23 protein-coding genes and 1 tRNA gene are annotated in these 23,213 nt (G+C 58.3%); 14 read left to right on the plus strand and 10 right to left on the minus strand.

Features of this window, described 5'->3' with window-relative positions; all coding sequences use genetic code 11:
- Together ABIE63_RS14665 and groES are read right to left on the minus strand one after the other, a co-directional pair.
- The coding region (locus tag ABIE63_RS14665; RefSeq protein WP_354505342.1) for a TCP-1/cpn60 chaperonin family protein at nt 1-419 on the minus strand (419 nt) is incomplete at its 3' end.
- Between the two features lie 38 nt (nt 420-457).
- Nucleotides 458-772 carry a co-chaperone GroES gene (gene groES, locus ABIE63_RS14670; protein WP_183417124.1) on the minus strand — a complete coding sequence of 105 codons (315 nt, stop codon included), beginning with the start codon at nt 770-772 and terminating at the stop codon, nt 458-460.
- 311 nt (nt 773-1,083) lie between these two features.
- On the opposite strand from groES, the gene ABIE63_RS14675 reads away from it, so the two are divergent.
- The 4 genes from ABIE63_RS14675 to ABIE63_RS14690 all read left to right on the plus strand — a co-directional run bounded on the left by ABIE63_RS14675 (nt 1,084) and on the right by ABIE63_RS14690 (nt 4,218).
- Nucleotides 1,084-1,350, plus strand: coding sequence for a Usg family protein (locus ABIE63_RS14675; RefSeq protein ID WP_354505345.1), 267 nt, complete (start codon nt 1,084-1,086; stop codon nt 1,348-1,350).
- Between the two features lie 144 nt (nt 1,351-1,494).
- The gene (locus ABIE63_RS14680) at nt 1,495-2,565 is read left to right on the plus strand and encodes a COX15/CtaA family protein (protein WP_354505348.1); all 1,071 of its coding nucleotides are present in this window, start codon (nt 1,495-1,497) and stop codon (nt 2,563-2,565) included.
- Nucleotides 2,562-3,629: a GTP-binding protein gene (locus tag ABIE63_RS14685; RefSeq protein ID WP_354505351.1), complete on the plus strand. Its 1,068-nt coding sequence runs from the start codon at nt 2,562-2,564 to the stop codon at nt 3,627-3,629. Before ABIE63_RS14680 ends, ABIE63_RS14685 begins: the two co-directional genes overlap by 4 nt.
- 79 nt (nt 3,630-3,708) lie before the next feature.
- A complete protein-coding gene (locus tag ABIE63_RS14690; protein ID WP_354505354.1) occupies nt 3,709-4,218 on the plus strand; it encodes an OsmC family protein in 510 nt (169 codons plus the stop codon).
- Nucleotides 4,219-4,242: 24 nt separating this feature from the next.
- Here the strand turns inward: ABIE63_RS14690 and ABIE63_RS14695 are convergent.
- Nucleotides 4,243-4,317 (minus strand) — tRNA-Gly (locus tag ABIE63_RS14695).
- A 327-nt stretch (nt 4,318-4,644) separates the two neighbouring features.
- Here ABIE63_RS14695 and ABIE63_RS14700 point away from each other — a divergent pair.
- The 5 genes from ABIE63_RS14700 (at nt 4,645) to argE (ending at nt 9,637) form a co-directional block, all read left to right on the plus strand.
- A complete protein-coding gene (locus ABIE63_RS14700) occupies nt 4,645-5,466 on the plus strand; it encodes an OmpA family protein (protein WP_354505357.1) in 822 nt (273 codons plus the stop codon).
- Nucleotides 5,467-5,654: 188 nt separating this feature from the next.
- On the plus strand, nt 5,655-6,071 hold the full coding sequence (gene apaG / locus ABIE63_RS14705; protein ID WP_183417118.1) for a Co2+/Mg2+ efflux protein ApaG: 417 nt from the start codon (nt 5,655-5,657) through the stop codon (nt 6,069-6,071).
- A 188-nt stretch (nt 6,072-6,259) separates the two neighbouring features.
- Nucleotides 6,260-6,835 carry a GTP cyclohydrolase I FolE gene (gene folE, locus ABIE63_RS14710; RefSeq protein ID WP_221205898.1) on the plus strand — a complete coding sequence of 192 codons (576 nt, stop codon included), beginning with the start codon at nt 6,260-6,262 and terminating at the stop codon, nt 6,833-6,835.
- 159 nt (nt 6,836-6,994) lie between these two features.
- Nucleotides 6,995-8,443, plus strand: coding sequence for a TrkH family potassium uptake protein (locus tag ABIE63_RS14715; RefSeq protein ID WP_354505360.1), 1,449 nt, complete (start codon nt 6,995-6,997; stop codon nt 8,441-8,443).
- 21 nt (nt 8,444-8,464) lie between these two features.
- A complete protein-coding gene (gene argE, locus ABIE63_RS14720) occupies nt 8,465-9,637 on the plus strand; it encodes an acetylornithine deacetylase (RefSeq protein ID WP_354505363.1) in 1,173 nt (390 codons plus the stop codon).
- Nucleotides 9,638-9,645: 8 nt separating this feature from the next.
- Here the strand turns inward: argE and ABIE63_RS14725 are convergent, their stop codons facing one another.
- The 6 genes from ABIE63_RS14725 to ABIE63_RS14750 all read right to left on the minus strand — a co-directional run bounded on the left by ABIE63_RS14725 (nt 9,646) and on the right by ABIE63_RS14750 (nt 15,084).
- Entirely contained in the window at nt 9,646-10,218 is a 573-nt protein-coding gene (locus ABIE63_RS14725) for a hypothetical protein (RefSeq protein WP_183417115.1), read from the minus strand.
- A gap of 64 nt (nt 10,219-10,282) precedes the next feature.
- Nucleotides 10,283-11,251, minus strand: coding sequence for an Hsp33 family molecular chaperone HslO (locus ABIE63_RS14730; RefSeq protein ID WP_354505367.1), 969 nt, complete (start codon nt 11,249-11,251; stop codon nt 10,283-10,285).
- A complete protein-coding gene (gene argF / locus ABIE63_RS14735) occupies nt 11,239-12,156 on the minus strand; it encodes an ornithine carbamoyltransferase (RefSeq protein ID WP_354505370.1) in 918 nt (305 codons plus the stop codon). The genes ABIE63_RS14730 and argF overlap by 13 nt, the downstream gene beginning before the upstream one ends.
- A gap of 1 nt (nt 12,157) precedes the next feature.
- Complete coding sequence (locus ABIE63_RS14740; protein WP_354505373.1) at nt 12,158-13,336, minus strand: aspartate aminotransferase family protein; 1,179 nt, start codon at nt 13,334-13,336, stop codon at nt 12,158-12,160.
- A 129-nt stretch (nt 13,337-13,465) separates the two neighbouring features.
- Entirely contained in the window at nt 13,466-14,269 is an 804-nt protein-coding gene (locus ABIE63_RS14745) for an ABC transporter permease (protein WP_354505376.1), read from the minus strand.
- 5 nt (nt 14,270-14,274) lie between these two features.
- Nucleotides 14,275-15,084 (minus strand): ABC transporter permease, encoded by an 810-nt coding sequence (locus ABIE63_RS14750; protein ID WP_354505379.1) that lies wholly within the window; start codon nt 15,082-15,084, stop codon nt 14,275-14,277.
- 80 nt (nt 15,085-15,164) lie between these two features.
- On the opposite strand from ABIE63_RS14750, the gene ABIE63_RS14755 reads away from it, so the two are divergent.
- Both ABIE63_RS14755 and ABIE63_RS14760 read left to right on the plus strand, forming a co-directional pair.
- A complete protein-coding gene (locus tag ABIE63_RS14755) occupies nt 15,165-15,821 on the plus strand; it encodes a regulatory protein RecX (RefSeq protein WP_354505382.1) in 657 nt (218 codons plus the stop codon).
- 122 nt (nt 15,822-15,943) lie between these two features.
- Nucleotides 15,944-16,438: a glutathione peroxidase gene (locus ABIE63_RS14760; RefSeq protein ID WP_221205886.1), complete on the plus strand. Its 495-nt coding sequence runs from the start codon at nt 15,944-15,946 to the stop codon at nt 16,436-16,438.
- Between the two features lie 276 nt (nt 16,439-16,714).
- Here ABIE63_RS14760 and ABIE63_RS14765 read toward each other — a convergent pair whose 3' ends face one another.
- Nucleotides 16,715-16,957: a DUF1289 domain-containing protein gene (locus ABIE63_RS14765; protein WP_322091254.1), complete on the minus strand. Its 243-nt coding sequence runs from the start codon at nt 16,955-16,957 to the stop codon at nt 16,715-16,717.
- A 148-nt stretch (nt 16,958-17,105) separates the two neighbouring features.
- Between ABIE63_RS14765 and ABIE63_RS14770 the strand changes: the two genes are divergently transcribed.
- From ABIE63_RS14770 to ABIE63_RS14780, 3 genes are all read left to right on the plus strand, one after another.
- Nucleotides 17,106-18,785: an adenylate/guanylate cyclase domain-containing protein gene (locus ABIE63_RS14770; protein ID WP_354505386.1), complete on the plus strand. Its 1,680-nt coding sequence runs from the start codon at nt 17,106-17,108 to the stop codon at nt 18,783-18,785.
- 111 nt (nt 18,786-18,896) lie between these two features.
- Complete coding sequence (locus ABIE63_RS14775; protein WP_354505389.1) at nt 18,897-20,042, plus strand: efflux RND transporter periplasmic adaptor subunit; 1,146 nt, start codon at nt 18,897-18,899, stop codon at nt 20,040-20,042.
- A 1-nt stretch (nt 20,043) separates the two neighbouring features.
- Nucleotides 20,044-23,190, plus strand: a complete 3,147-nt coding sequence (locus tag ABIE63_RS14780) for a multidrug efflux RND transporter permease subunit (protein ID WP_354505392.1) — start codon at nt 20,044-20,046, stop codon at nt 23,188-23,190.
- Nucleotides 23,191-23,213 lie beyond the last annotated feature (23 nt).

The raw sequence follows: 23,213 nt of genomic DNA on the forward strand, positions 1-23,213 counted from the left end.
CTCTTGATCTTCTTCGAGCGCTTCTGCAGGTCTGCAACAACCGCCGCGACCGCCGTATCGACGCCGCGCTTCAGGTCCATCGGGTTCATGCCCGCCGCAACCGCCTTGGCACCTTCGCGAATGATCGCTTGGGCCAGAACCGTCGCCGTGGTCGTGCCGTCGCCGGCAACGTCATTGGTCTTGCTGGCGACTTCGCGCACCATCTGCGCGCCCATGTTTTCGAACTTGTCGGAGAGTTCGATTTCCTTGGCGACCGTGACGCCGTCCTTGGTGGTCCGCGGCGCACCGAAGGACTTGTCCAGCACGACATTGCGGCCCTTGGGACCCAAGGTAACTTTAACAGCGTTCGCCAGGGTATCGACGCCGCGCAGCATCCGCTCGCGCGCGTCCTGACCGAATTTTACTTCTTTAGCACTCATCTTTCATACTCCTCTGTCGAAGAAAGTCCCTATTGCTCTCAGGCAACCTTCTTCTTGGCCCCGGCATCGTCGAGGATGCCCATGATGTCGCTTTCCTTCATGATGATGTAATCGACACCATCAAGCTTCACCTCGGTGCCCGACCATTTGCCGAAGAGCACCCGGTCACCGGCCTTTACGTCGAGCGGCACGATCTTGCCGTTCTCATCCCGCGCGCCAGCGCCAACGGAGATCACTTCACCTTCCATCGGCTTTTCCTTGGCGGTATCGGGAATGATGATCCCACCCGCGGTTTTTTCCTGGGATTCAACACGCTTGACCAGCACACGGTCATGCAGCGGACGAAACTTCATTGTAGTCCTCCTTTGAGCGAACGTTCCAAAGCTGCTTTGAGCACGCGTTGGAGGGGAGCCTGGGAATTAGCACTCTCCCCCATCGAGTGCCAGAAGATAGGTGGGGCAGTTCTTTCAATGGTTCAAGAGGAAAGAATGCATCGAGGCGAAGAAAATTACCGATTAGCAGCACTCTGCCGAACAGGCTGCTAGTGTATTGTTTTGTATGTATTTTTTCTACATTACTTCTTGCGTGAAACGCCAATCTGCACGAGAATCATTTGGTCACCCTTGCTCATGAGCGACTAAAAGCAACGAGGAGACTGAATGGTATGACGTCTGACCTGGCCTTACAGATGAAGGATTATCGGTTGACCACGGCTGAAATCCTTTACCGCCTACCCGATCACCCCTCGCTCCTGCAAAGCTACATCTGGCAGGAATATGACTTGGCTCCCGACTTCCCCACCTTAAAACGATTTCTGGATTTTTGGGACAATCACCTGGAAGGAAAGCTCTACTCGGTCAAGGTAGCGAATGTCTCCTTGATCGATCCGCCCAAAGCCGGACATGTCGACGCCCTATACCGCTTGCATTGATTGAATATCCAGCGTTTCTCGGTGCGCGGATAAGGCCAATCGGCCGCAGGGCGGGCCGATTGCTGATCGAGTCGGTTGCAGCCCGGCCCGTGACGTGCGAAACCACGCGGCAGGATAAGCAAAAAACGCGGGCAACGGCCGGGCATGACAACCTACAGCCACTACACACCCAGCATTCACGAGCGCCGTAATGACCCCGCCGTGGGCCTCTGGCTGCTCGGCACCGCCCTGATGATTTTTGCGATGGCGCTGATCGGCGCGATCACGCGGCTGACCGAATCCGGTCTTTCAATCATGGAGTGGGCGCCCTTGAGCGGCACTTTGCCGCCGATGAGCGCGGCCGAATGGCAACGTCTTTTCGATCTCTACAAGACGATCCCGGAGTATCAGACCGTGAACCGCGGCATGAGTCTGGCGGAATTCCAAGAAATCTTCTGGTGGGAATGGATACACCGGCTTTGGGGGCGGCTGATCGGTGTTGTCTATGGGCTACCGCTGATTTGGTTCTTACTGCGCGGCCGACTGAAACGCCGTAGCCTGCCGCATCTTTTCGGCATTCTGATCCTGGGAGGCGCCCAAGGTTTGCTTGGCTGGTTCATGGTCGCCAGCGGGTTTGCCGATCGCACGGACGTCAGCCAGTACCGTTTGGCTGCACATCTCGGGCTCGCCCTTTTCCTTTATGCCTATGTTTTCTGGATGGCGTTGACTTTTCTCGATCCGCGGCCCGAACGCAGCGGAGATGCGGCATCGCTGCGTGTTCTCTTGATCGCGTTTCTTGCCTTCCTTGCGGTGACACTCACCTCGGGCGCTCTCGTCGCGGGCCTGAATGCCGGACTGATCTACAACGATTTCCCCTTGATGGGAGGACACATCGTGCCGCCCGAGTACGGGCAGTACGAACCTTTCGTATTGAACTTCTTCGAGAATCCGCCAGCCGTCCAATTCAATCACCGTCTCTTGACCATCATGACGGTCGCCTTTGCCATCGGACTCTGGTTCTTGTCACGGCGCGGCGAGTTGAGCCCGGTGGCACGCGCCGCCTTTACACTGCTTTGCCTGGCGGCGCTGCTGCAGTTCGGACTGGGCATCGCCACGCTGCTGGCCGCAGTCCCGGTGGCTCTCGGCGCCCTGCACCAGGCAGGCGCCATGCTGCTGCTCACCGCAACCGTCTTCGCGCTTTATCAATTGCGCCCCGGACGGGAGACTTTGGCATGACCGACGCTCAAGATTTGGACATCCCGACCGAACCCCTACCCGCATCAGTGCTTACAGGCTTTCTGGGGAGTGGTAAAACCACCCTGCTTCGACACCTTTTAAGCCACCCGGAAATGGATGAAACCGCCGTCGTCATCAACGAGTTCGGCGAGATCGGGCTCGACCATCACCTTGTTGCTGAGGCAACCGAGGACATGGTCCTGATGAATGCCGGTTGCCTATGCTGCACGATTCGCGGCGACCTGGTCGAAACGCTGCGCAGCCTTTACAGACGTCGGATCACGCGCGAGATACCGCCATTCCGTCGTCTGGTCATCGAAACGACGGGACTTGCCGACCCGGCGCCTATCCTTCAAACCTTGATGAGCGACCCCCTGCTGGTCGAACGGTTTCGCCTGGATGGGGTAATCACTACGGTCGATGCAGCCAATGGCGAAGCCACCCTGGATGCACAGATCGAATCGGTCAAACAGGCAGCAATGGCCGACCGCCTGCTGTTGACCAAATGCGATCTGGTGGACCAGGACCGCATAGACGCCCTCACTCAACGACTGGCGCAGTTGAATCCCGCCGCGCCGATCCTGCAGGTGGAAAACGGCAAGACAGAACCTAGCTCACTTTTCGGTTGTGGCCTCTACGACCCCGCATCCAAATCCTTGGACGTGCAACGCTGGTTGAAGGCCGAAGCCTACGAACATGATGAGGGGCATAAGCACGGGCACGGGCACGGGCACAAGCATCACCACGACGTGAATCGGCATGGCGAAAGAGTGCGGTCTTTCTGCGTCACTTACGACGTGCCGCTGGATTGGGATCGACTGAACGCCTGGGTGGATATGTTGATCACGCTTTACGGTCAGCAAATCTTGCGGATCAAAGGCATCCTCTGCATCGCCGGGGAAGAAAAACCGCTGGTCATCCATGCCGTGCAGCATGTCTTTCATCCGCCGGTGGAATTGCCGAGTTGGCCGGATGACGATCATCGCTCCCGCATTGTTTTCATCGTCCGTGACCTGCCGGAAAGCCTGTTTCAAGAAACCATCCGTTCCTTCAACGAGGAATGAACGCCGCTTGACCGCGCAACGAAGCGCCTTTAATCCCGATGCTGAAGGTCCAAAGCAACAACAAAACGAGGCTTAAGCCATGAACGCCGAAGAACTGCGAAATCTGCAAGCTCCGATAAAGCAGCGCTACAAGGACGACCCCTCCAGCGCCATGGTGACCATGCGGGTTGAAGGCGACTTGGTGCAGCCCAAGCTTGCCTGCAACGTACAGACCTTCGCCGGGCTGGCGGAAGCGGGCCTGCATCCTGCGGCCGGCGGCGACGCCACCCAGGCCTGTTCCGGTGATATGCTGCTCGAAGCCCTCGCCGCTTGCGCGGGCGTTACCCTGAACGCGGTGGCCACGGCGATGGGCATCGCGATCAAGGGCGGCAAGGTGCTGGTCGAAGGCGATATGGATTTCCGAGGTACGTTGGGTACCAGCAAGGAGACACCGGTCGGTTTCCAGGACATCCGCATGACCTTCGCGATCGACAGCGACAGCCCCGCAGACAAGATCGAGAACCTCGTCCGCCTCACCGAGCGTTATTGCGTGGTTTATCAGACCCTGACCAATCCGCCGCGCATAACGCAGGAACTGAAGCATCTCTAGTTTTTGATCACGCTCTGGAGAAATTGGAGCGGGCGATGGGGATCGAACCCACGACATTCAGCTTGGGAAGCTGACGCTCTACCGCTGAGCTACGCCCGCACCGTCTAACCACGGATCGGCGATTTTTAAGGCTTCTCGGCGGCGCTGGCAACAGGCGTTTGTCTGGACCATGCGTGCTCGCAAAATAATTAGTAAATTCATGGCTCAAAGTCACATAGTGACGAGAAAGCAACAGTTGTTGCATTTTTGCAATAATTACCGTGAAATACTCATTGAAGGTCGCAATTTTGTGAAACTCATGCTAGGAAGTGGTGACGACTGAAGAACAGCGAACAGCAAACAGCTATTCGTCACCTCAATTATGAGATGGCAGTTAAGTCATTAACTATTCGTATCGTGGATCACTAAAACCCTGGAGGGTTAGCTATGGTCAAAACCAAAATTCTAGGCGCTCTGGCTGCAATTACATTGCTCGCCGGTTGCGTGGGTACCAAAACCGAGACTCTGGGCGACGTTGAGCCGTCCGGCAGTGCGTTCACCAATGCGCTTTTCAGTGAGTACAAGGCTCTGGCCGAGTTCGAGGCCTATGAGATGTACGACTGGATCGACGCCGACTACTTCGCCGACAAGGCCGCTCGTGCAGCAGGCGGCGAAGCTGTCGAGCCCGCCGTTCTCGAGAACTGGGACCTTCCGGCTGAGCACGTAGACGAACTTACGACCGCCCGCGCGGCGCTCGTTGCGGCTTTGAATGCCGGTGCAACGACCAGGAAGCCCGAGACGGCCGCTCTCGCCCAGGCCAAATTCGATTGCTGGGTTGAGCAGCAGGAAGAAAACTTCCAGCCCGATCATATCGCGGCTTGTAAGGACGCCTTCTGGGCGGCCATGAAGGAGTTGGAGCCCCAGGCCCCGGCTGCCGTCATTCCGGCCACCTACACGATCCTCTTTGCCTTCGATAGCGCTGTCGTTACCGATCTTGGAATGAAGATCATCGACGCCGCCATCAAGGAAGCCAACCGCACTGGCGCCAGCTTCGCCCTGACGGGTCACGCTGACCGCTCCGGTTCGGAGGATTACAACATGAAACTGTCGCTGCGCCGCGCTGAAGCTGCTCGCGATGTCCTCGTTGCAAAGGGCGTCGAAGCCAGCAAGATCAGTGTCGCAGCCCGTGGCGAAAGCGAGCCGGCCGTGCCGACCGCTGACGGCGTGCGTGAGCAGGCCAACCGCCGCGTCGAGATCCTGTTGCAGTAGTAACAGACTCGAATCGGACCGAAAGGGATGGCGCCGCCTTCGGGCGGCGCCATTCTTTTTGCCGGCTTTCTGCTAATCTTGATGGAATGGCTTGGGCCGCAGGGCATGCGGGTTCTTCGGATTGTTTTGCCCACCGCCTGCGCCTATCTATGTGAGATTGCAGCGCCCACAAGGAACAGAAAAGCAATATGACCGAAGAAGGCTTCCAACCGCCCTACAGCCAGATCACAGCGGATATTCGCGTCAGCGCGAACCCGATCTATCTGGAGGAGCAATCGTCCCCGCTTGAGGGGCGTTATGTATGGGCCTATCAAATCTGGATCGAGAACCTCAGTCAGCAGCGGGTTCAGTTGCTCAATCGCTATTGGCATATAACCGACGCTCGCGGCCAGGTTCAGGAAGTCAGCGGTCCTGGCGTTGTCGGAGAGCAGCCTGTCCTGGAACCGGGTGAGCGCTTCGAGTACACGAGCGGGTGCCCGCTATCGACGCCTTCCGGCGTCATGGTTGGTCATTACGAGATGGTCGACAGAGAAGGGCGACTGTTCAAGGTTTCCATTCCCGCCTTTTCACTCGACAGCCCGCATCAGGCGGTTCACCTTAACTAGATACCGCCGGAAGCTATGGTATTGTTTTATTGCATAAGGAAGTCGGCACGCATTTTTCTGGCTGTAGGTTGCGTGCGGGGATGAATTCAAGAAGGACCTGAACTGTGAGTGCGATCAAACCTGTGTCCAGCGGCGCTGCGCCTTTGGAGGAAAATGCCGACAACTTGAAGCCAAGCCGGCAGGAGGCGATGAAAGCCGTAGAGACTCTTATTCGTTGGGCCGGCGAGGACCCTTCTCGCGAAGGTCTGAAGGGCACGCCTGACCGCGTTGCGCGCGCTTATGAAGAGTTTTTTTCCGGCTATGATACCGACCCGGTTCAATTGCTCCAGCGCACCTTTGAGGAAATCGACGGTTACGATGAAATGGTTCTGTTGCGCGACATCCGATTCGAATCGCATTGCGAGCACCATCTGGCGCCGATCATCGGCAAAGCGCATGTCGCTTATATGCCCGACCGCAGGGTCGTAGGCATCAGCAAGCTCGCACGCGTCGTCGAGGCCTATGCGAAGCGCATGCAGATACAAGAAAAGATGACCGCGCAGATCGCCAACACGATCCAGGAAGTTCTTCAGCCCAAGGGCGTTGCGGTCGTAATCGAGGCGGCACACCAGTGCATGACGACCCGTGGCGTTCATAAGTCCGGCGTCACCATGGTTACCAGTCGCATGCTCGGCCTCTTCCGTAGCAACCCCTCGACACGGCGAGAGTTTTTGTCCTTGGTGGGAAACCCCGGGAACAGCGCCAGCTCCGGCATGATGGGATGATGAAGTCCTGAGAGCCGTTACCGGGGCTTGCCTGTCCAGAGCAACGGCTTTGGGGGTGGCCGATCACTTTTTTGTTGAGTGGAGCGTCGGCTTTTGGCCCTATGACTGCATGACAATCGGGTATCCTAGGGAACATTCCGCACGAGAGGCGCCTCGAAGATGGACCTGAGACCGGTATGCTTCGTGCTAGGAATACTATTGTCGATCCTGGCGGTCGCCATGACCTTGCCGGCGATCGTGGATTACGCTTTCGGGCATCGGGACTGGGAGGTCTTCCTGGCGGCGGCTGCCGTAACGTTGTTCGTGGGCGTCGCGTTGATACTCTCGACGCGGTCCGGTTGGCACGGGTTTAGCTTGCGCCAAGCCTTCGTCATGACAGCGTCAGCTTGGGTGGTCATCGCCTTTTTTGGGGCGTTGCCGCTGGCTTTCTCCGAGCTGAAACTGGATATGACCGACGCTTTCTTCGAGTCCATGTCCGGCATTACCACGACCGGCTCAACGGTCATCGTGGGTCTGGACAACGCACCGCCTGGCATTTTGCTGTGGCGCGCTATTCTTCAGTGGCTGGGCGGGATCGGCATCATTGTCATGGCTCTGGCAATTCTGCCGATACTTCAGGTCGGTGGCATGCAGATCTTCCGCGTAGAGGCCTTTGAGACCAGCGAAAAGGTCCTGCCGAGGGCCGCGCAGATGGCCGGTGAGATTTCAATTGTTTATGTCGGCCTGACCTTCGTGACGGCGGTCTTGCTGTGGACCGCAGGCATGAGCGGATTTGATGCGCTCGCCCATGCCATGACGGCAATCGCTACCGGAGGCTTTTCCACGCGTGATGCCTCGCTCGGCGCTTTCAATGTCCCCGCGATTCATTGGATCGTCATTGCGACCATGATCCTAGGCTCCGTGCCGTTTGTGCTGTATCTGCGCGTATTGCGCGGCGATGCCCGATCCCTGTTTCGTGATGGCCAGGTCCGCTGGATGATCGCCATTCTATTTGGCGCCAGCATGATCACACTCCTGTGGTTGCTCAGTGAAGGATTCTACAATAGCAGCCACGACGCAGCCCGGCATGCGGTCTTCAATGTGGTCTCGGTGATGACGGGAACCGGCTACAGTTCCACTGATTTTGGGATGTGGGGCGGTTTTCCCTCCACCCTGCTTTTCGTGTTGATGTTCATCGGCGGATGCGCGGGCTCGACAACTTGCGGCATCAAAATTTTCCGCTTCCAGGTAATTTACGCAGAGGCACACGCCCAGTTGCGAAAACTAATCCAGCCCAACGGCATCTTCATACCTTACTATGCCGGAAAGCCTATCCCCGAGGGCGTGGCACAATCGGTCATGGGCTTTTTCTTCCTTTACGGCGCGGCCTTTGCGACCTTGGCCTTGGGTTTGGGATTCATGGGTTTGGATTTCACCACCGCCGTTTCAGGAGCGGCAACCGCGATTTCCAACGTTGGACCGGGCCTCGGCGAAATCATCGGCGCATCCGGAAGCTTCGCAACCCTGCCGGATGGCGCCAAGTGGCTGCTGTCCGTGGGTATGTTGCTCGGTCGCCTGGAGCTTTTCACGATTTTGGTACTATTCCTGCCGGCATTCTGGCGCGCTTGACACGAAAGGGCATAGGGGTTCATGACGGGCAAGGTTTTTTCGCCGTTGGAGATGATCGAGCGGTTGGTTTCATTCGACACCACTTCGGCGAAGTCCAACCTGGAGTTGATCGCCTTCGTTGAAGACTATCTGGACAGCCACGGAATTAGGCACCATCGCTTCGCTAACAGCGAGGGAAACAAATCGAACCTTCTTTGTTCGGTTGGTCCCGACGTCAAGGGCGGCATCGTGCTCTCGGGGCATAGCGACGTGGTGCCGGTGACCGATCAAGCCTGGGACAGCGATCCTTTCACTGCCGTTGCTAAAGACGGACTCCTCTATGGTCGCGGCACCGCCGACATGAAATCGTTCCTGGCCATTGCCCTTGCGATGGTCCCAACATTCAAAGAATCGAAGCTCACAAAACCTATCCATATCGCGCTCTCGTACGACGAGGAGGTCGGTTGCCTGGGGGTGGGGAGCATGATCGAGGGGTTGAAGGACGTGATACCGACACCCAGCATCGTTCTGGTTGGAGAACCGACGAGCATGCAGGTGGTCAACGCTCACAAGGGTGTCTTCGGCTTTCATACGACGATCGACGGTCAGGCTGCACACTCCAGCCTGCCGCACCTGGGCGCCAGCGCCAATCTTGCCGCCGGCCGGCTGGTCAACCTGATCGCGGATCTGGCGGAAGAGAAGCGGCAATCTGCGTCGGCGGACTGCCCCTTCGAACCACCCTATACCACCTTCAATGTCGGCCAGATCAATGGCGGCACGGCGCTCAACATCGTACCGCGACATTGCGAGTTCGTCTGGGAGTTCCGTCTGCTACCTGGCGACGACGCCCAGGCGATTATCGCGCGCTACGAAGCGGCCGTGGCGGAGGAAGTACTGCCTTATCTGCGTGCCACTTTCCCCGCGGCCCAGATTACCACACGGTCAATTTGCACCGTGCCACCATTGGAACCTGAAGAAAACGGGGCCGCCGAAGCGCTGGCCTGTCATCTGACGGGCGCCAACGCAACGAATGTCGTCGCCTACGGCACCGAGGGCGGCATGTTCCAGGCAGCAGGGCTTTCCACCGTGGTTTGTGGCCCCGGATCAATCGAGCAGGCCCATAAGCCCAATGAGTTTATTGCTCTATCCCAGGTAGAGGCCTGCGAGACCTTCATGCGGAAGCTTGCCGCCTGGCTTTCACATCCCTCGACCTAGGTTGCCGATCAGCGCAAACTCGGCCCCAAATAGCGCGGAATTTCCTTATCGAGTTCCGCGTCTAGATTTCTCATGATTTGCTCGACGATCCTAAAGAGAATGCGGTCGCGCTGGTTGAGCGTTGCATTCTCAGCGATGCTGCGCGAGTGCCGCGCTTCAGCCCACACACGACCCGTCGTGTTACCTTGCGCGTCCGTAACGATCAACTCGACGGCGATCCGGCCATCATACTGACGGGATTGATCGTTGGTCAGCAGCCCGGTCAAACCACCCTTGGTTTCGAGCTCACGACGCAGAATCGAACCGTCTAGGATAATGAAACGTGCACGCCCGCCACTACCCACCGCCTTCAGGCGATCCGCAGCCCAGTCGGCAGCAGCTTTGACCGGCGGTAGCGGTGCGCGTTCTTCTATGTTGGGCAGTTGTGACCTGGTCCGGTACTGCTGCTCGACGACAATTTCCGAGACCGCCAGAAAATAAGGTTTCTTATGAGCCCAGGTGAGTTCCGGAAAGCTGTTCTCGGGCGGCGGTGTCCTGCATCCTGTCAAGGCCACCACACCCAACAGCAGTAACACGGCCATTACACATCTTCGTTTCAACAGCGCTCGCATCGCCTTGGCAGACCTCCAGAGCTTGCGGTTCGTCTCAGTTCCTCGGCATTTCCGCGTCGGCGTTTTCTTGTAACACGCGCAGGTCGTCATCATCGAAATGATAAGCCGTGCGGCAGAACTCGCATATCACTTCGACGCGCCCATTGTCCTTTAAGGATTCCAGATCATTGGGTGCAACGGAAATTAAGACCTGACTGACCCGGTCCCTCGAACAACGGCAACCAAAAGCAAGGTCGCGTCCTGGAAACACCCTGACGCCGTCTTCATGGTACAGGCGGAACAGCAACTCGTTGGGCGTCAACTCCTCAGAAAGCAACTCCTGATCCTTGGCCGTCGACAGCAGCGTCAAAGCCCTCAGCCAACCTTCCTCACGCTCACTGTCCCTGGAGAGCCCTTGCTCCTTCGCCTCTTCGGCAGGCATCTGCTGCAGGATGATGGCGCCTGCTCGCCAGCCGCCGTCCTCGCTTTGGCCGGCCGCCGAGCGCAGTGCCGTCGACAATTGCTCCGATTGGCGAAAATAGTGCTGCACGCTGTCGGCCAACTTGCTGCCGGTTAACTGAACAATCCCTTGATAGCGCTCCGTGTTGGCGCCTTGATCGACTGTAAAGGCCAGATAGCCTTCACCTAAGAGGTCGCTGACTTCCAAGCTGGTCCTATCCTTTGCCACAGCGGCAACGGCATCGGCATCGTAGTCGGCATATCCCCGCAAGTTTCCCTCGGAGGTCATATCGACAACCATCGTGCGGACCGGACCATCGCTCTTCGTCTGAAGGGTAAAGATGCCCTCGAACTTGAGAAGACTGCCCAGCGCCGCACCCAACGCCAGCATCTCGGCAAGGACTCCGGCAACGGGCGCGGGATAGGCATGGCGCGACAAGACTTCCTGGACAGCGTCGGCCAAGCGGACGACGCGGCCACGCACACCCGCCGCCTCGACCATGAACGGCTTTATCTGATCGGTCGAACCCGCCTGCGCCTCAGACGTCGTACTTACATCAGACACCAGCGGAGGATCCCTTTCTGGGCGTGCAAACGATTCTCGGCCTCGTCCCATACGGCAGAGGCAGGCCCATCCATCACCTCGGCAGCGACTTCCTTGCCGCGGTAGGCTGGCAGGCAATGCATGAAGATGGCGCCTTTGTGAGCCATGTCCATAACCTTCTGATCGACCTGATAATGACTAAGCAGCTTCATTCGACGTTCGCTATCGCCAACGTCGTCACCCATGGATACCCAAGTATCGGTGACGACACAGTCGGCGTCGGTCACCGCCTCTTCGACGTTGCCGGTGACGACGATGGTCGCACCCTCACCCCGCGCCCAATTCACGACATCGGAAGGCGGCATCAGCTTCTCGGGGCAGGCAAGTCGTAACTCGAAACGGAAGCGCGCGGCCGCCTGCAACCAGGATACCGCCATGTTGTTGCCGTCCCCACACCAAGCCACCACCTTCCCCTCGATGCTGCCCAGGCGTTCCTCGAAGGTCAGGATATCGGCCATCAACTGACAGGGGTGGGTGCGGTCCGTTAACCCGTTGATGACAGGAATGCTGGCAAACTCCGCCAACTCCAGCAGCTTTTCTTCACGGGTTGTGCGAATCATGATGGCATCGACGTAGCGCGACAGGACGCGGGCCGTATCGGCAATTGTCTCACCACGCCCTAACTGCGATCCGCCGGGCTCCAGAACGACTGGGTAACCACCCAGCTGCTTGATACCCACCTCAAAGGAAACCCTTGTGCGCGTCGAGGGCTTCTCGAAGATCAGAGCAACGCACTTGTTGTCCAGAGGCTTGGCATCGCCCTCCGGCGGCTTACCGGCCTTGTAGGCCTTGCCCCACTCCAAGATGTTCCGCAGGGACTTGGCGTCCAACCGATCGATGTCCAGAAAATGTCTTGGGCTATTCATATCAGGCCGCCTTCGCCATGGCTTTGCAGGTCTGCTCAAGAATAGCGACCGCTTCCTTGACCTCGGCCTCCTTAATGATCAACGGCGGCAGAATGCGCACAACGTTCTCAGCCGCCCCCACCGTCAAAAGCCCCAGTTCGCGTGCTTGAAGTCCAAAATCCGTGTTCGGAACCCGACACTTCAACCCCAGCATCAAGCCGGCGCCACGCACCTCTTCCAGCACCTCGGGGTGCCGGTCGCAGAGCGCTGCCAGTTCACGCCAAAGGTGACGGCCAACATGATCGACCTCTTGGAAGAAACCTTCTTCAAGCAGGATATCCATCACCGCATTGCCGACGGCCATGGCAAGTGGATTGCCGCCATAGGTGGAGCCATGGGTGCCGGCCGTCATGCCGACCGCGGCTTTCTCGGTTGCCAGGCATGCGCCCAGCGGGAAGCCGCCGCCGATCCCCTTTGCCGAGGCGACGACGTCGGGGGTGATTCCCGCCCATTCATGGGCGAAGAGCTTTCCGGTGCGCCCCATGCCACACTGAACTTCGTCAAGAAACAGCAGCAGGCCGAACTCGTCGCAGATCGTTCGCAAGGCGCGCAAGTATTCCAAATCGGCCGGGCGGATACCGCCCTCACCCTGAACCGGCTCAACCAAGATCGCCGCCGTCTCGTCATCAATGGCGGCACGCAGCTCGTTCAGATTGCCGAAAGCCACGTGAACGAAGCCCGGCACTTCCGGCAGGAACCCCTTCATGTACTTTTCGTTCCCGGCCGCCGAGATAGTCGTCAACGTACGACCATGAAAAGCGCCACGGCAGGTGATGATCTTGTAACGCCCCGGAGAACCGGTGTCGTCATGGTACTTGCGCACCATCTTGATTCCACACTCCAGCGCCTCCGCGCCGGAGTTCGTGAAGAACACGGTGTCCGCAAAGCTCGCCGCAACCAGCCTTTCCGCCAGACGCTCGCCTGCGGGAATTCGATAGAGGTTCGCGCAATGCCAAAGTCGTCGCCCTTGCTCCTCCAGCGCCTTGACGAGGTGCGGGTGGCTATGCCCCAGACTGTTAACGGCGATCCCTGCCGCAAAGTCCAGGTAGCGCCGCCCGTCGCTGGTGAAGAGATAAGCGCCCTCGCCCCGCTCGAAAGCGAGATCGGCGCGCGCATAGGTGGGCATAACGGCGGAAATCACAGAGGTTCCTCCACTCCATAAGTACGTCCCGTGTGGGAAGGAGCTGACTTTTGCCGATGGCCCCGCTTGTGTCAAGACAACCAGGGGGTTGCGCCCGGGAGAAACAAGCCTTGAGCAGGCCGGCGCTATTTAGGCTTTGATCTTGTACCCCAACCGGAACAGGCGCGCGCAAAGCCACGCCAAGAAAGTGATCACACCAACAAGCACCAGGAAGCCAACCAGAAGATTGCTTTCGCTTTTGCCTATCAAGCCATAGCGGAAACCATCGACCAGGTAGAAAACCGGATTGAGGCGAATGGCCATCGCCGCCAGGTCCGGCAGACTGGTTGTGGGGAAGAAGGCCCCCGACAGAAACCCCAGTGGCAAGATCATAAAAGTATCGGTTGCCGCGTAGTGTTCCCATCGATCCGCCCAGAGGCCCGCCAGAACGCCAATCAAACCGAACAAAACCGCGGTCAGCATGGCAAACAGAAGTGAAATCTGTGGGGCCGCAAACGAAAAGCCGGCAAATGGCGTCAGCGTGAGAAATACCGCACAGCCGACAATCAAGCCGACCACTGCGGCTCCAAGGACGTAACCAAGCATCATTTCGCCGGCTGACAGCGGCGCGGAGACAATGTCGCCGATCATGCCCTCGAGCTTGTCATACAGCAGCGGTACGGCACCGAATTCGAAGGCCGAATGCGCTAACGCGAAGATGATGATACCCGGGGCAACAAAAGTTACCGGCAGCAAACCGCCCTCAAGGATAGTGCCCGGTGTGTAGGCAACCGCGAACACGCCCAGGAAAAGCCCGCCGGAAACCATAGGGCCACCAATTGTTTCCACGGCCTCTTTCAGGAATCGGCTAACGCATCGCCAAAAGAGCGTCCACAGTCCGATGGAATTTAGGGCGCCGAAAGCCCTCGGCTGCAGTGTGCGCGGCAGGCTCATCGCCCTCAGCTCTTTAATCGCCAGCCGCTCTTTAGCAGCCGGTAGCAGACGAATCCGAGGATCAGATTAGCCGAACCAAGCACAAGAACACCCAAAAGCAAGCTACCATCGGCGCGGTCGATGAAACCGAAACGGAAGCCGTCGATCATATAGAAGAACGGGTTGAAATGGGCGACTGTTTGCCAGACATCGGGCAAGCGCTCGATTGAATAGAAAGTACCGGACAGGAATGCTAGAGGCGTCACAACAAAGTTGGTAATCGCCGCTATATGATCGAATCGATCGGCCCATATACCGCCCAGCAACCCAATTAACGAAAGCAAAGACGACGCCATCAACGCGTGCAAGATCACGAAACCGGGGTGCGGTATCTGCATTGGGACGAAGATCCACATGCCGACCAGCACCGCGCTTCCAACGACAAGACCCCGCGTGATTCCGCCAAGAATCAAACCCAACGTCAACTCCGCAGGCGATAGCGGCGGCATCAGAAGGTCAACGATATTGCCTTGAACCTTGGCGATCAGAATTGATGACGATGTGTTTGCAAAAGCATTCTGCACCATCGCCATCATGATCAAGCCGGGAGCCAGGAACTGGTCATAGGGAATGTTGCTAGGCGCGCGCGCCCGCCCGCCCAAGGCCAGTGTGAAGATCGCGAGAAACAGCAGCGTGGTCACCATCGGCGCCAAGACCGTCTGCGTGAATACATTCAGAAACCGGCGAACTTCCTTGACGTAGAGCGTCCAGAAGCCGCGCCAGTTGACCGCACCCAATTGGCGCGGCAGGGGTGTATCGAAACCGGTATTGGACATGGCATGACCACTTAGGCTCTTTCCTTTCTGAAAGCAAGTTCCGGACTGGCAATGCACCCTCTCCTACAGGCGCCAAGCAGATGACCAGACGCCGTCTTTCGTGGCATATTCCCTGGATGACCGACAAGGATGCAGACGATGGCCGGATGTCTGAGCGGCGACAAGGCGCGCGACGCAGGCGCATCAAGAAAGTAACACCGCAGTATCTTGAGCGTGTCGGCCTCTGGTATCTGGAGCGCTATGGCTCATCCTCGGCCAATTTCGAACGGGTTCTATGGCGGCGCGTGGAGCGAAGCGCCAAGGAACATGGCACGGATCCCGAAGAGGGTCGCAAAGCGATCGTCGCATTGGTCTCGAAACTGCAACGCGCAGGGTTGCTGAACGACCGTGCCTACGCACAATCCCGAGCCCGTGGATTGTTCCGCAAAGGCCAGTCCTTGAAAGCGATCGATCAATCACTCCGGCAGAAGGGCCTAGCCGAAGAGGATCGTCAGGCCGCCATCGAGCAGTTCGAGGAAGCGGACGAAGACACGGATTTGGCCGCGGCGGCAACCTATGCCAGGCGGCGGCGCCTCGGCCCTTACCGCCCCTCGGAGAAGCGAGCGGAGACGCGGGAACGGGACCTGGCCGCGCTGGCGCGAAGAGGCTTCGCCTACGCAACGGCACGCGAAGTTATCGATGCCGAGGACCCTGAGATTCTTGAGGCCGTTGCGCACAAAGTCCTGGCCTCCCTTTGATCTCGAAGCGACCTGCGCTATTTCTTAGATTACGAAGATTACGAACGCGGGAAAGGTTTGGCCAAATGCTCCGACTGCTCCTGATCTGCGCAACCCTTCTATTCACCAATGGAGGATCCGCCATGTCCGCAGAGTCCCAAGGGAACGCCCATGCCTTTGGTTTCACCGCCATTGAAGGCGCGCCCCTACCGATGGAGACCTTTGCCGGACGCCCCGTGTTGCTGGTGAATGTCGCCAGCGAGTGCGGTTTCACACCCCAATACGAAAACCTTCAGCGTGTTTGGGAGACCTACCGTGAACGGGGATTGGTGGTTCTTGGCGTGCCCTCAAACGACTTCGGCGCACAGGAGCCGGGCAGCGAAGCCGAAATAAAGACCTTTTGCGAGACGCGGTTCGGTATTGATTTTCCGATGACCCGGAAAGAGAAGGTTGTCGGTCCCGATGCACATCCACTGTATCGATGGATTCGCGAGAGTTTGGGCGAGGCTGGCGAGCCGCGCTGGAACTTCCACAAATACTTGCTGTCGGCAGAGGGGGAACTGTTGGACGCATGGCCATCAGCCGTGAAGCCTGACGAGGAGCCGGTAACCACAGCAATCGAAGCCGCGCTCCAGTAGCGAAGTGGCGGCCTAAAGCGCCACTAAAAAAACCGACCCCCGACGTAAAGAAAACTTCTCTTCCATCGAGGGTCGGCAGTATTTGCGAGGATATCTCTTAGCTGTAGGCGAACACCCCCATCGTTCAACCTACCGGCCGGAGATGACGACCGACCTAGACCAACTGGAAGAACAGCGCATGGCCCTGGTAAAGGCAATCTCCATGAGTGGCGGACCCAGCTCAAGTTGAAGTTTGTACTAAATTTACTCAGGGATATTAACGCCCTGCGCCAAGGCTTATCGCTCGCTTGCGCCAGAACACCTGTCTTCGATCGCCGCCAGGATACTTTGCTTTTCTTCAGCCGACAGAATCGGCCAGTTGCGAATCTCGTCGATGGTTCGGTGGCATCCCATGCACCAGTTCGTAACCGGATCAAGCGTGCAGACCGAAATACAGGGCGATGGGATTGTGGTGTCGATCTTACGCCCGAGCGCTTCGCGGCGGCGGCGGCGGCGTTCGGCTCGATCTTCCGGATTCACTATCTTACTCCCGTCTTCCAAACTCACGCTCCTCTTATGGCGCCGGGCCAAGATCAAGTAAACGCTGCAACCATAAACGACTTGCCGTTCACGTTCAGCCGACAAACGACTATGATTACCGAAACCTCGCCAAGGAAGGGGCCGCCGAGTGAAAATCCCGTCCCTGCGTCGACTGCGACTTGTTACCGGGCTGATCCTTTTTACCTACATCAGCGGTCATCTGATTAATCATGCCATGGGGCTTGCCGGTCTCTTTGCGATGGAGAACCTGCGCGAATTATTGCAAGGCTTATGGCGCTCCCTGCCAGGCACTATCCTGCTGTATGGCAGTTTGGTCATCCACTTGCTGCTGGCCTTTTGGGCGATCTACAAACGACGCCGCCTACGGATGCCTGTATCCGAGTGGGCGCAGTTGCTTCTGGGCCTGACAATTCCTCCACTCCTCGCGGCGCATCTCTTCGGCACGCGATTGGCCGTTGAGCTGTACGATCTGGAGACTAGCTACGGCACTCTGTTGCTTCTCTTTTGGGGCGGCGATTCAATGCTGGCCCTCAAGCAGTCGCTGCTGCTGCTTGTGGCTTGGACGCACGGCTGTTTCGGTATTTATTTTTGGCTGCGGCTAAAGCGGTTTTTCCCGCAGGTGCGGGCGCTGTTGCTCGCTTCGGCCGTTGGTGTTCCCTTGCTCGCACTCTCAGGATTCACCGCGGCGGGGCGCGAGGCACTGCTTCGCGCACGCGCTAATCCGGATTGGGCTGAACCCTACCGGGCCGCGCTTCAGGTTCTTGGCGAGCCGGAAGTCGCAACATTGGGCTTAGCCGAAACCTTGCTGCTGAGCCTGCAGGCGGCATTGCTGGCCCTGGCGCTGAGCGCACGTTTGGTCCGCTATGGTCTGCAACACCGTGCCGGCCGGGTCGTTGTGCAGTACAGCAGCGGGCCGCGGGTGACGGTTGCCAAGGGCACATCGGTGTTGGAGGCCAGCCAGTTCGCCGGCATCCCCCATGCATCCGTGTGCGGTGGACGTGGTCGCTGCTCGACCTGCCGGATTGGGGTCAGGCGAGGTCTGGAATCCTTGCCCAAGTCCAGCGACGAAGAGCAACGGGTCCTAGATCGTATTCACGCGCCGGCCAACGTACGCCTCGCCTGTCAGTTGAGGCCAGCCTCTGATTTGGAGGTACACCCATTGCTGCCGCCCGAGAGCGCGCCGCGACACGTCCACTCGCTTGTCGGGCGCCGCCATGGCGAGGAGCGCCTGACCACAGTACTCTTCGCCGATCTCCGCGGCTTCACAACCCTGGCCGAAGGCCGCCTGCCCTATGATGTCATTTTCCTTCTCAATCGCTTCGCCCGTGAAATGGGCGAGGCTATCACCGAAGCAGGCGGCAAGATCGATAAGTTCATGGGTGACGGAGTCATGGCGCTCTTCGGTCTGGAAAGCAGTGGCGAAATTGGCGCCCAACAGGCTTTGCGCGCTGCGGCCTTGATGGCGGAGCGGCTGGATCAATTGAACGAAAGCCTGGCGCATGACCTACCGGAGCGGCTGCGCATGGGGATCGGCATTCACGCCGGGTCAGTCATTATCGGCGAAATAGGCTTTGGCGACGCGCGTAGCCTGACCGCCGTTGGCGACGTCGTGAACGCCGCAAGCCGAATGGAGGCACTAACTAAGGAATATGGCAATGATCTCGTCGTCTCCGTTTCGACCCTTGAACTAAGCGGCCTAGATATACCCGCTCAAGAACGGCATGAAATTACTTTGCGCGGACGGCGTGAAACGCTGGCCATCGTCGCCATCAATCCACGGACAATTCGTCGCAATAATACAATGTAATACTTTCGATTGAAGCCTGTGCGACATTGCCCTTATTCTGAATTCGTCGGTTCCAAGTCATTGTTACAATGATCATCAACGGCGTAATTGCGTCGGCTCGGGGGAAAGAATTTGCTGCTGAAACATTTTTGGGGAGTCCGTAACGGATTCCTGCTTATCTGCACGCTGGGTCTGCTAGCGGCCTGCGATCAGCAAGATAAAACCTCGCAAACGCCGGCAGCGCCGCCGCCGAGCGTCACCGTAGCCCCCATCGTGTCGAAACAGATATCGACGTCGCTTGAATACGTCGGTCGTACACGCGCAAATCAGCAGGTTGAACTACGTGCGCGCGTTACCGGCTTCTTGCTAGAGCGCCCCTTCAAGGAGGGCAGTGACGTCAATAGGGGTCAACTGCTTTATCAGATTGACCCGGCTGAGTTCGAAGCGGCCAAGAAGGTTGCGACCGCAGGCGTTGAAAGAGCGCAGGCCACCCTTGTCGATGCCAACAAAACTTTGGAGCGAAGCCGAACCCTCGCGGCTCGTGGCACAGTCAGCCAAGCCAAGCTTGACGAGTCGACGGCCGCCGCCGCCCAAGCTCAGGCCGATTTGGCCGCGGCACAGGCCGACCTTACCGCAGCCGAACTGAACCTTGGCTACACAACCATTACCGCACCGATTTCGGGACGCATCGGCGCTACGACGGTCGATGCGGGAAACCTTGTTGGACCGGATGCCGGTGTGCTGGCGACAATTCTCGATCTCGATCCCATAGAGGTCGAGTTCGCGATATCGGAACGGCAGATGCTCGACTACCAACAGCGCAAGGCAACGGGCGAGGCCCGCAGTTTCGAGCCGAAGTTACGGCTGGCAAACGACACCATGCTTGAAGCACCGGGCGAGCTTTACTTCATCGACAACCAAGTTGATCCCGTGACCGGCACCATCAAGTTAAGAGTTCGGTTTCCCAATGCGGAGGGGCTGGTCTTACCGGGCCAGTTCGTCAACGTCCTCCTGGTAAGCAGCGAGCCGCGCGATGAGGTCGTGGTGCCCCAGGCTGCGGTCCAGACAAGCCAGGCGGGTGCCTTTGTGCTGACCGTAGATGCAGACAACAAAGTGACTGCAAAACCCGTCGAACTCGGCGAGCGCAGCGGTAGAGACATCGTTGTGAAGCAGGGTGTCGCGGTCGGCGAAATGTTGATCGTCGAGGGTGTTCAGAAGGTGCGTCCGGGCGCCAAGGTAAGCCCAACCGTGATCACCCCAGTCGGCTCGGGTTCCTGACATGCTCAGCGGTTTCTTCATCGACCGGCCTAAGTTTGCCTTCGTCATCGCGATTGTCATCGTTCTGGCGGGAATGCTGTCGCTGTCGCGGCTACCGATTGCAGAGTTCCCGGAGCTGACGCCCCCGCAAGTCCAGGTAAAGGCCAGCTATCCCGGTGCCAATGCTCAAGTTGTTGAGCAAACAGTTGCGGCAGTCATCGAATCCGAGGTCAACGGCGTCGAAGGCATGATTTACATGTCCTCGAAAAGCTCCAACGACGGAAGCTACACGCTGACCATAACATTCGAAGTCGGAACGGACGGCGACCAAGCACAGGTAAATGTGCAGAACCGCGTCGCCTTAACCACTGCGCGACTGCCCGAAGAGGTCGTGCGGCAGGGCATAACAACCAAGAAGCAAAGCACGTCGATGCTGATGCTGGCCAATATCTATGCGCCGGACGGCGGGTTTGACGACATCTTCTTGAGCAACTACGCGAGCATCAACGTGCGGGACAGATTGGCCCGTGTGCCCGGTGTGGCGAGCGCGGATATTCTGGGTGCACGCGATTACGGCATGCGCGTTTGGCTGAACCCGGATCGCCTTACGAGCTTAGAGATGACGGCTGGCGACGTGATCAATGCAATTCGCGAGCAGAACGTTCAGGTATCTGCAGGTAACATCGGCGAGGCACCAACCACCGAAGGGCAGCAGTTCCAGTTCAGCATCCAAACCAAGGGCCGATTGGAAAGCGTTCAGGAGTTTGAGCAAATTGTCATTCGGGCTGGCGGTGACGGCACACTGGTCCGCTTGGCCGACGTGGCGCGCGTGGATCTGGGCGCGCAAACCTATGGCTGGTTTGCCAGGCTGGACGGCAAACCAGCAGCGGTTATCGCCATCTATCAGCTGCCTGACGCCAACGCGCTCGACGTCGCGGAGGGCATCAAGGCAGAGCTTGCAAAAATTTCCACGAACTTCCCGGAAGGGCTAGCCTACAAGGTTACCTACGACACGACCCGTTACGTTCAAACATCCATGCGCGAGGTACTCGTCACCCTGCTGCAGGCCATGGCGCTGGTCATCCTGGTGGTCTTTGTGTTCTTGCAAGACTGGCGGTCCACGCTCATTCCGACCATCACCATACCGGTTTCTTTGATCGGCACGTTGGCGGCGCTCCTGGCCATGGGCTTTACTATCAACACCGTGAGCCTCTTCGGGTTGATCCTGGCGATCGGCGTGGTGGTCGATGACGCAATCGTGGTGGTCGAGAACGTCCAACGACATATGTCCGAAGGCAAAGCGCCCCGCGAAGCCACTTGGCTGGCGATGAAGGAAGTGAGTGGCCCGGTCGTCGCCACCACCCTGGTGCTGCTGGCGGTTTTCGTGCCGGTGGGCTTCACGCCCGGTCTGACGGGGCGCCTGTATGAGCAGTTCGCCGTCACCATTTCGGTCGCAGTCGCGATTTCATCAATCAATGCCCTGACGCTCAGTCCAGCACTTTGTGCGAGCTTCCTCAGACTCCCCAAGCCCGCCAAACGCGGCCCATTGTTCTGGTTCGAGAAGCTTCTGAACCGCACACGGAAGGGTTACACCGGCATTGTCGGACTGATGACCCGGCGGCTGGCGATTACCGGTATTGTCTTTGTCGCCAGCCTGGCCGCTACCGGCTGGTTGCTGCAGAGCCTGCCCACCGGCTTCGTACCTGAGGAGGATCGCGGTGCGCTCTTCATCGATATGCGCTTGCCCGATGCCGCCGCGCTACCCCGTACAGCAACTCAACTGGAAGAAGTCGAAGCTGTCGTCGCTGCGATTCCCGGTGTGGAAAGCATTACCTCGGTCGGCGGTTATTCACTCCTTTCCGGCGCGGTAGTGCCCAATGGCGGAATGCTTGTCGTTGTGCTTGACCCCTGGGACGAGCGTCAGGAGCCGCACCTTCACCTCAACGCCATACTCGCGCAGCTACGCGCGAAACTTTATACGCTCCCCGGCGTGACGGCGATCCCCTTCAATCCGCCCCCCATCCCCGGTTTGGGTACGACTGGCGGCTTCGAATTCGTTCTACAGGACACCGAGGGGCGGGATTCATCCGAACTCGCCTCGGCACTCGGCGGGTTCATCTTTGAAGCCAATGGAAGGCCCGAGCTGAACGCCGTCTTCAGCATGTTCCGAGCCAATGTTCCGCAGCTCTTCGTCGACGTCGACCGTGAATCGGTTAAGACCCGCGGCGTCAATTTGGGCGAGGTATTTCAGGGTTTGGCGGCGAATTTGACGGCGTTCTATGTCAACGACTTCAATCTGTTCGGTCGGGTCTATCGGGTGATGCTCCAGGCCGAAGCGGAACGTCGCAATGCGCCGGAAGATATTGAGGACATCTACGTCCGCGCGAGCAACGGAGAGATGGTGCCTTTGCGCACACTCGTGCGGGTGAAGCCGATTCTGGGACCAGAACAGGTGGAGCGCTACAATCTCTATCGTTCTGCGACCATCAACGGAAATCCGGCACCCGGCCGCAGCTCGGGCGAGGCTTTGCAAGCCATGGAGACTTTGGCGCAGGAAACGCTGCCTAGCGGCTACAGCTTCGAATGGACCGGCATGGCCCTGCAGGAAATCAAGGCCGGACAGGCGGGGTCGATGGTCATGATTCTCTCCATCGTGTTCGCCTACCTGTTCCTGGTAGCACAATATGAAAGCTGGACCGTTCCCTTCTCTGTCATGCTCTCGATCGGCGTAGCGGTGCTTGGTGCTGTAGCATTGCTTGGCTGGCGCGGTATTGCGCTCGATGCTTACGCGCAGGTCGGGCTTGTCCTGCTGGTTGGCTTGGCGGCCAAAAACGCGATCCTGATTGTCGAGTTCGCCAAACAGCTTCGCGAGGAAGGGAAAAGCATATTCGATGCGACGCTACAGGCCGCCGATCTGCGATTCCGGGCCGTGATGATGACAGCGCTCTCTTTCATTCTAGGCGTACTCCCGCTGGTCTTTGCCAGCGGCGCCGGATCGGCAAGTCGGCAATCTGTCGGCACCACCGTCTTTGGCGGCATGTTGGGCGCTACACTTCTGGGAATTTTCTTCATCCCGCCGCTTTTCGCGCTCTTCCAATCCTTGCGCGAGAAAGTCAATGGCCAGAGCGCAGGCACCACGGAGGTGCCACAACCGGCACAGGCAGACTGATCGTCAGCAATGAAATGGGTGCG

The sequence above is a fragment of the Limibacillus sp. MBR-115 genome (assembly GCF_040549425.1).
Lineage (GTDB): Bacteria > Pseudomonadota > Alphaproteobacteria > Kiloniellales > CECT-8803 > Limibacillus > Limibacillus halophilus.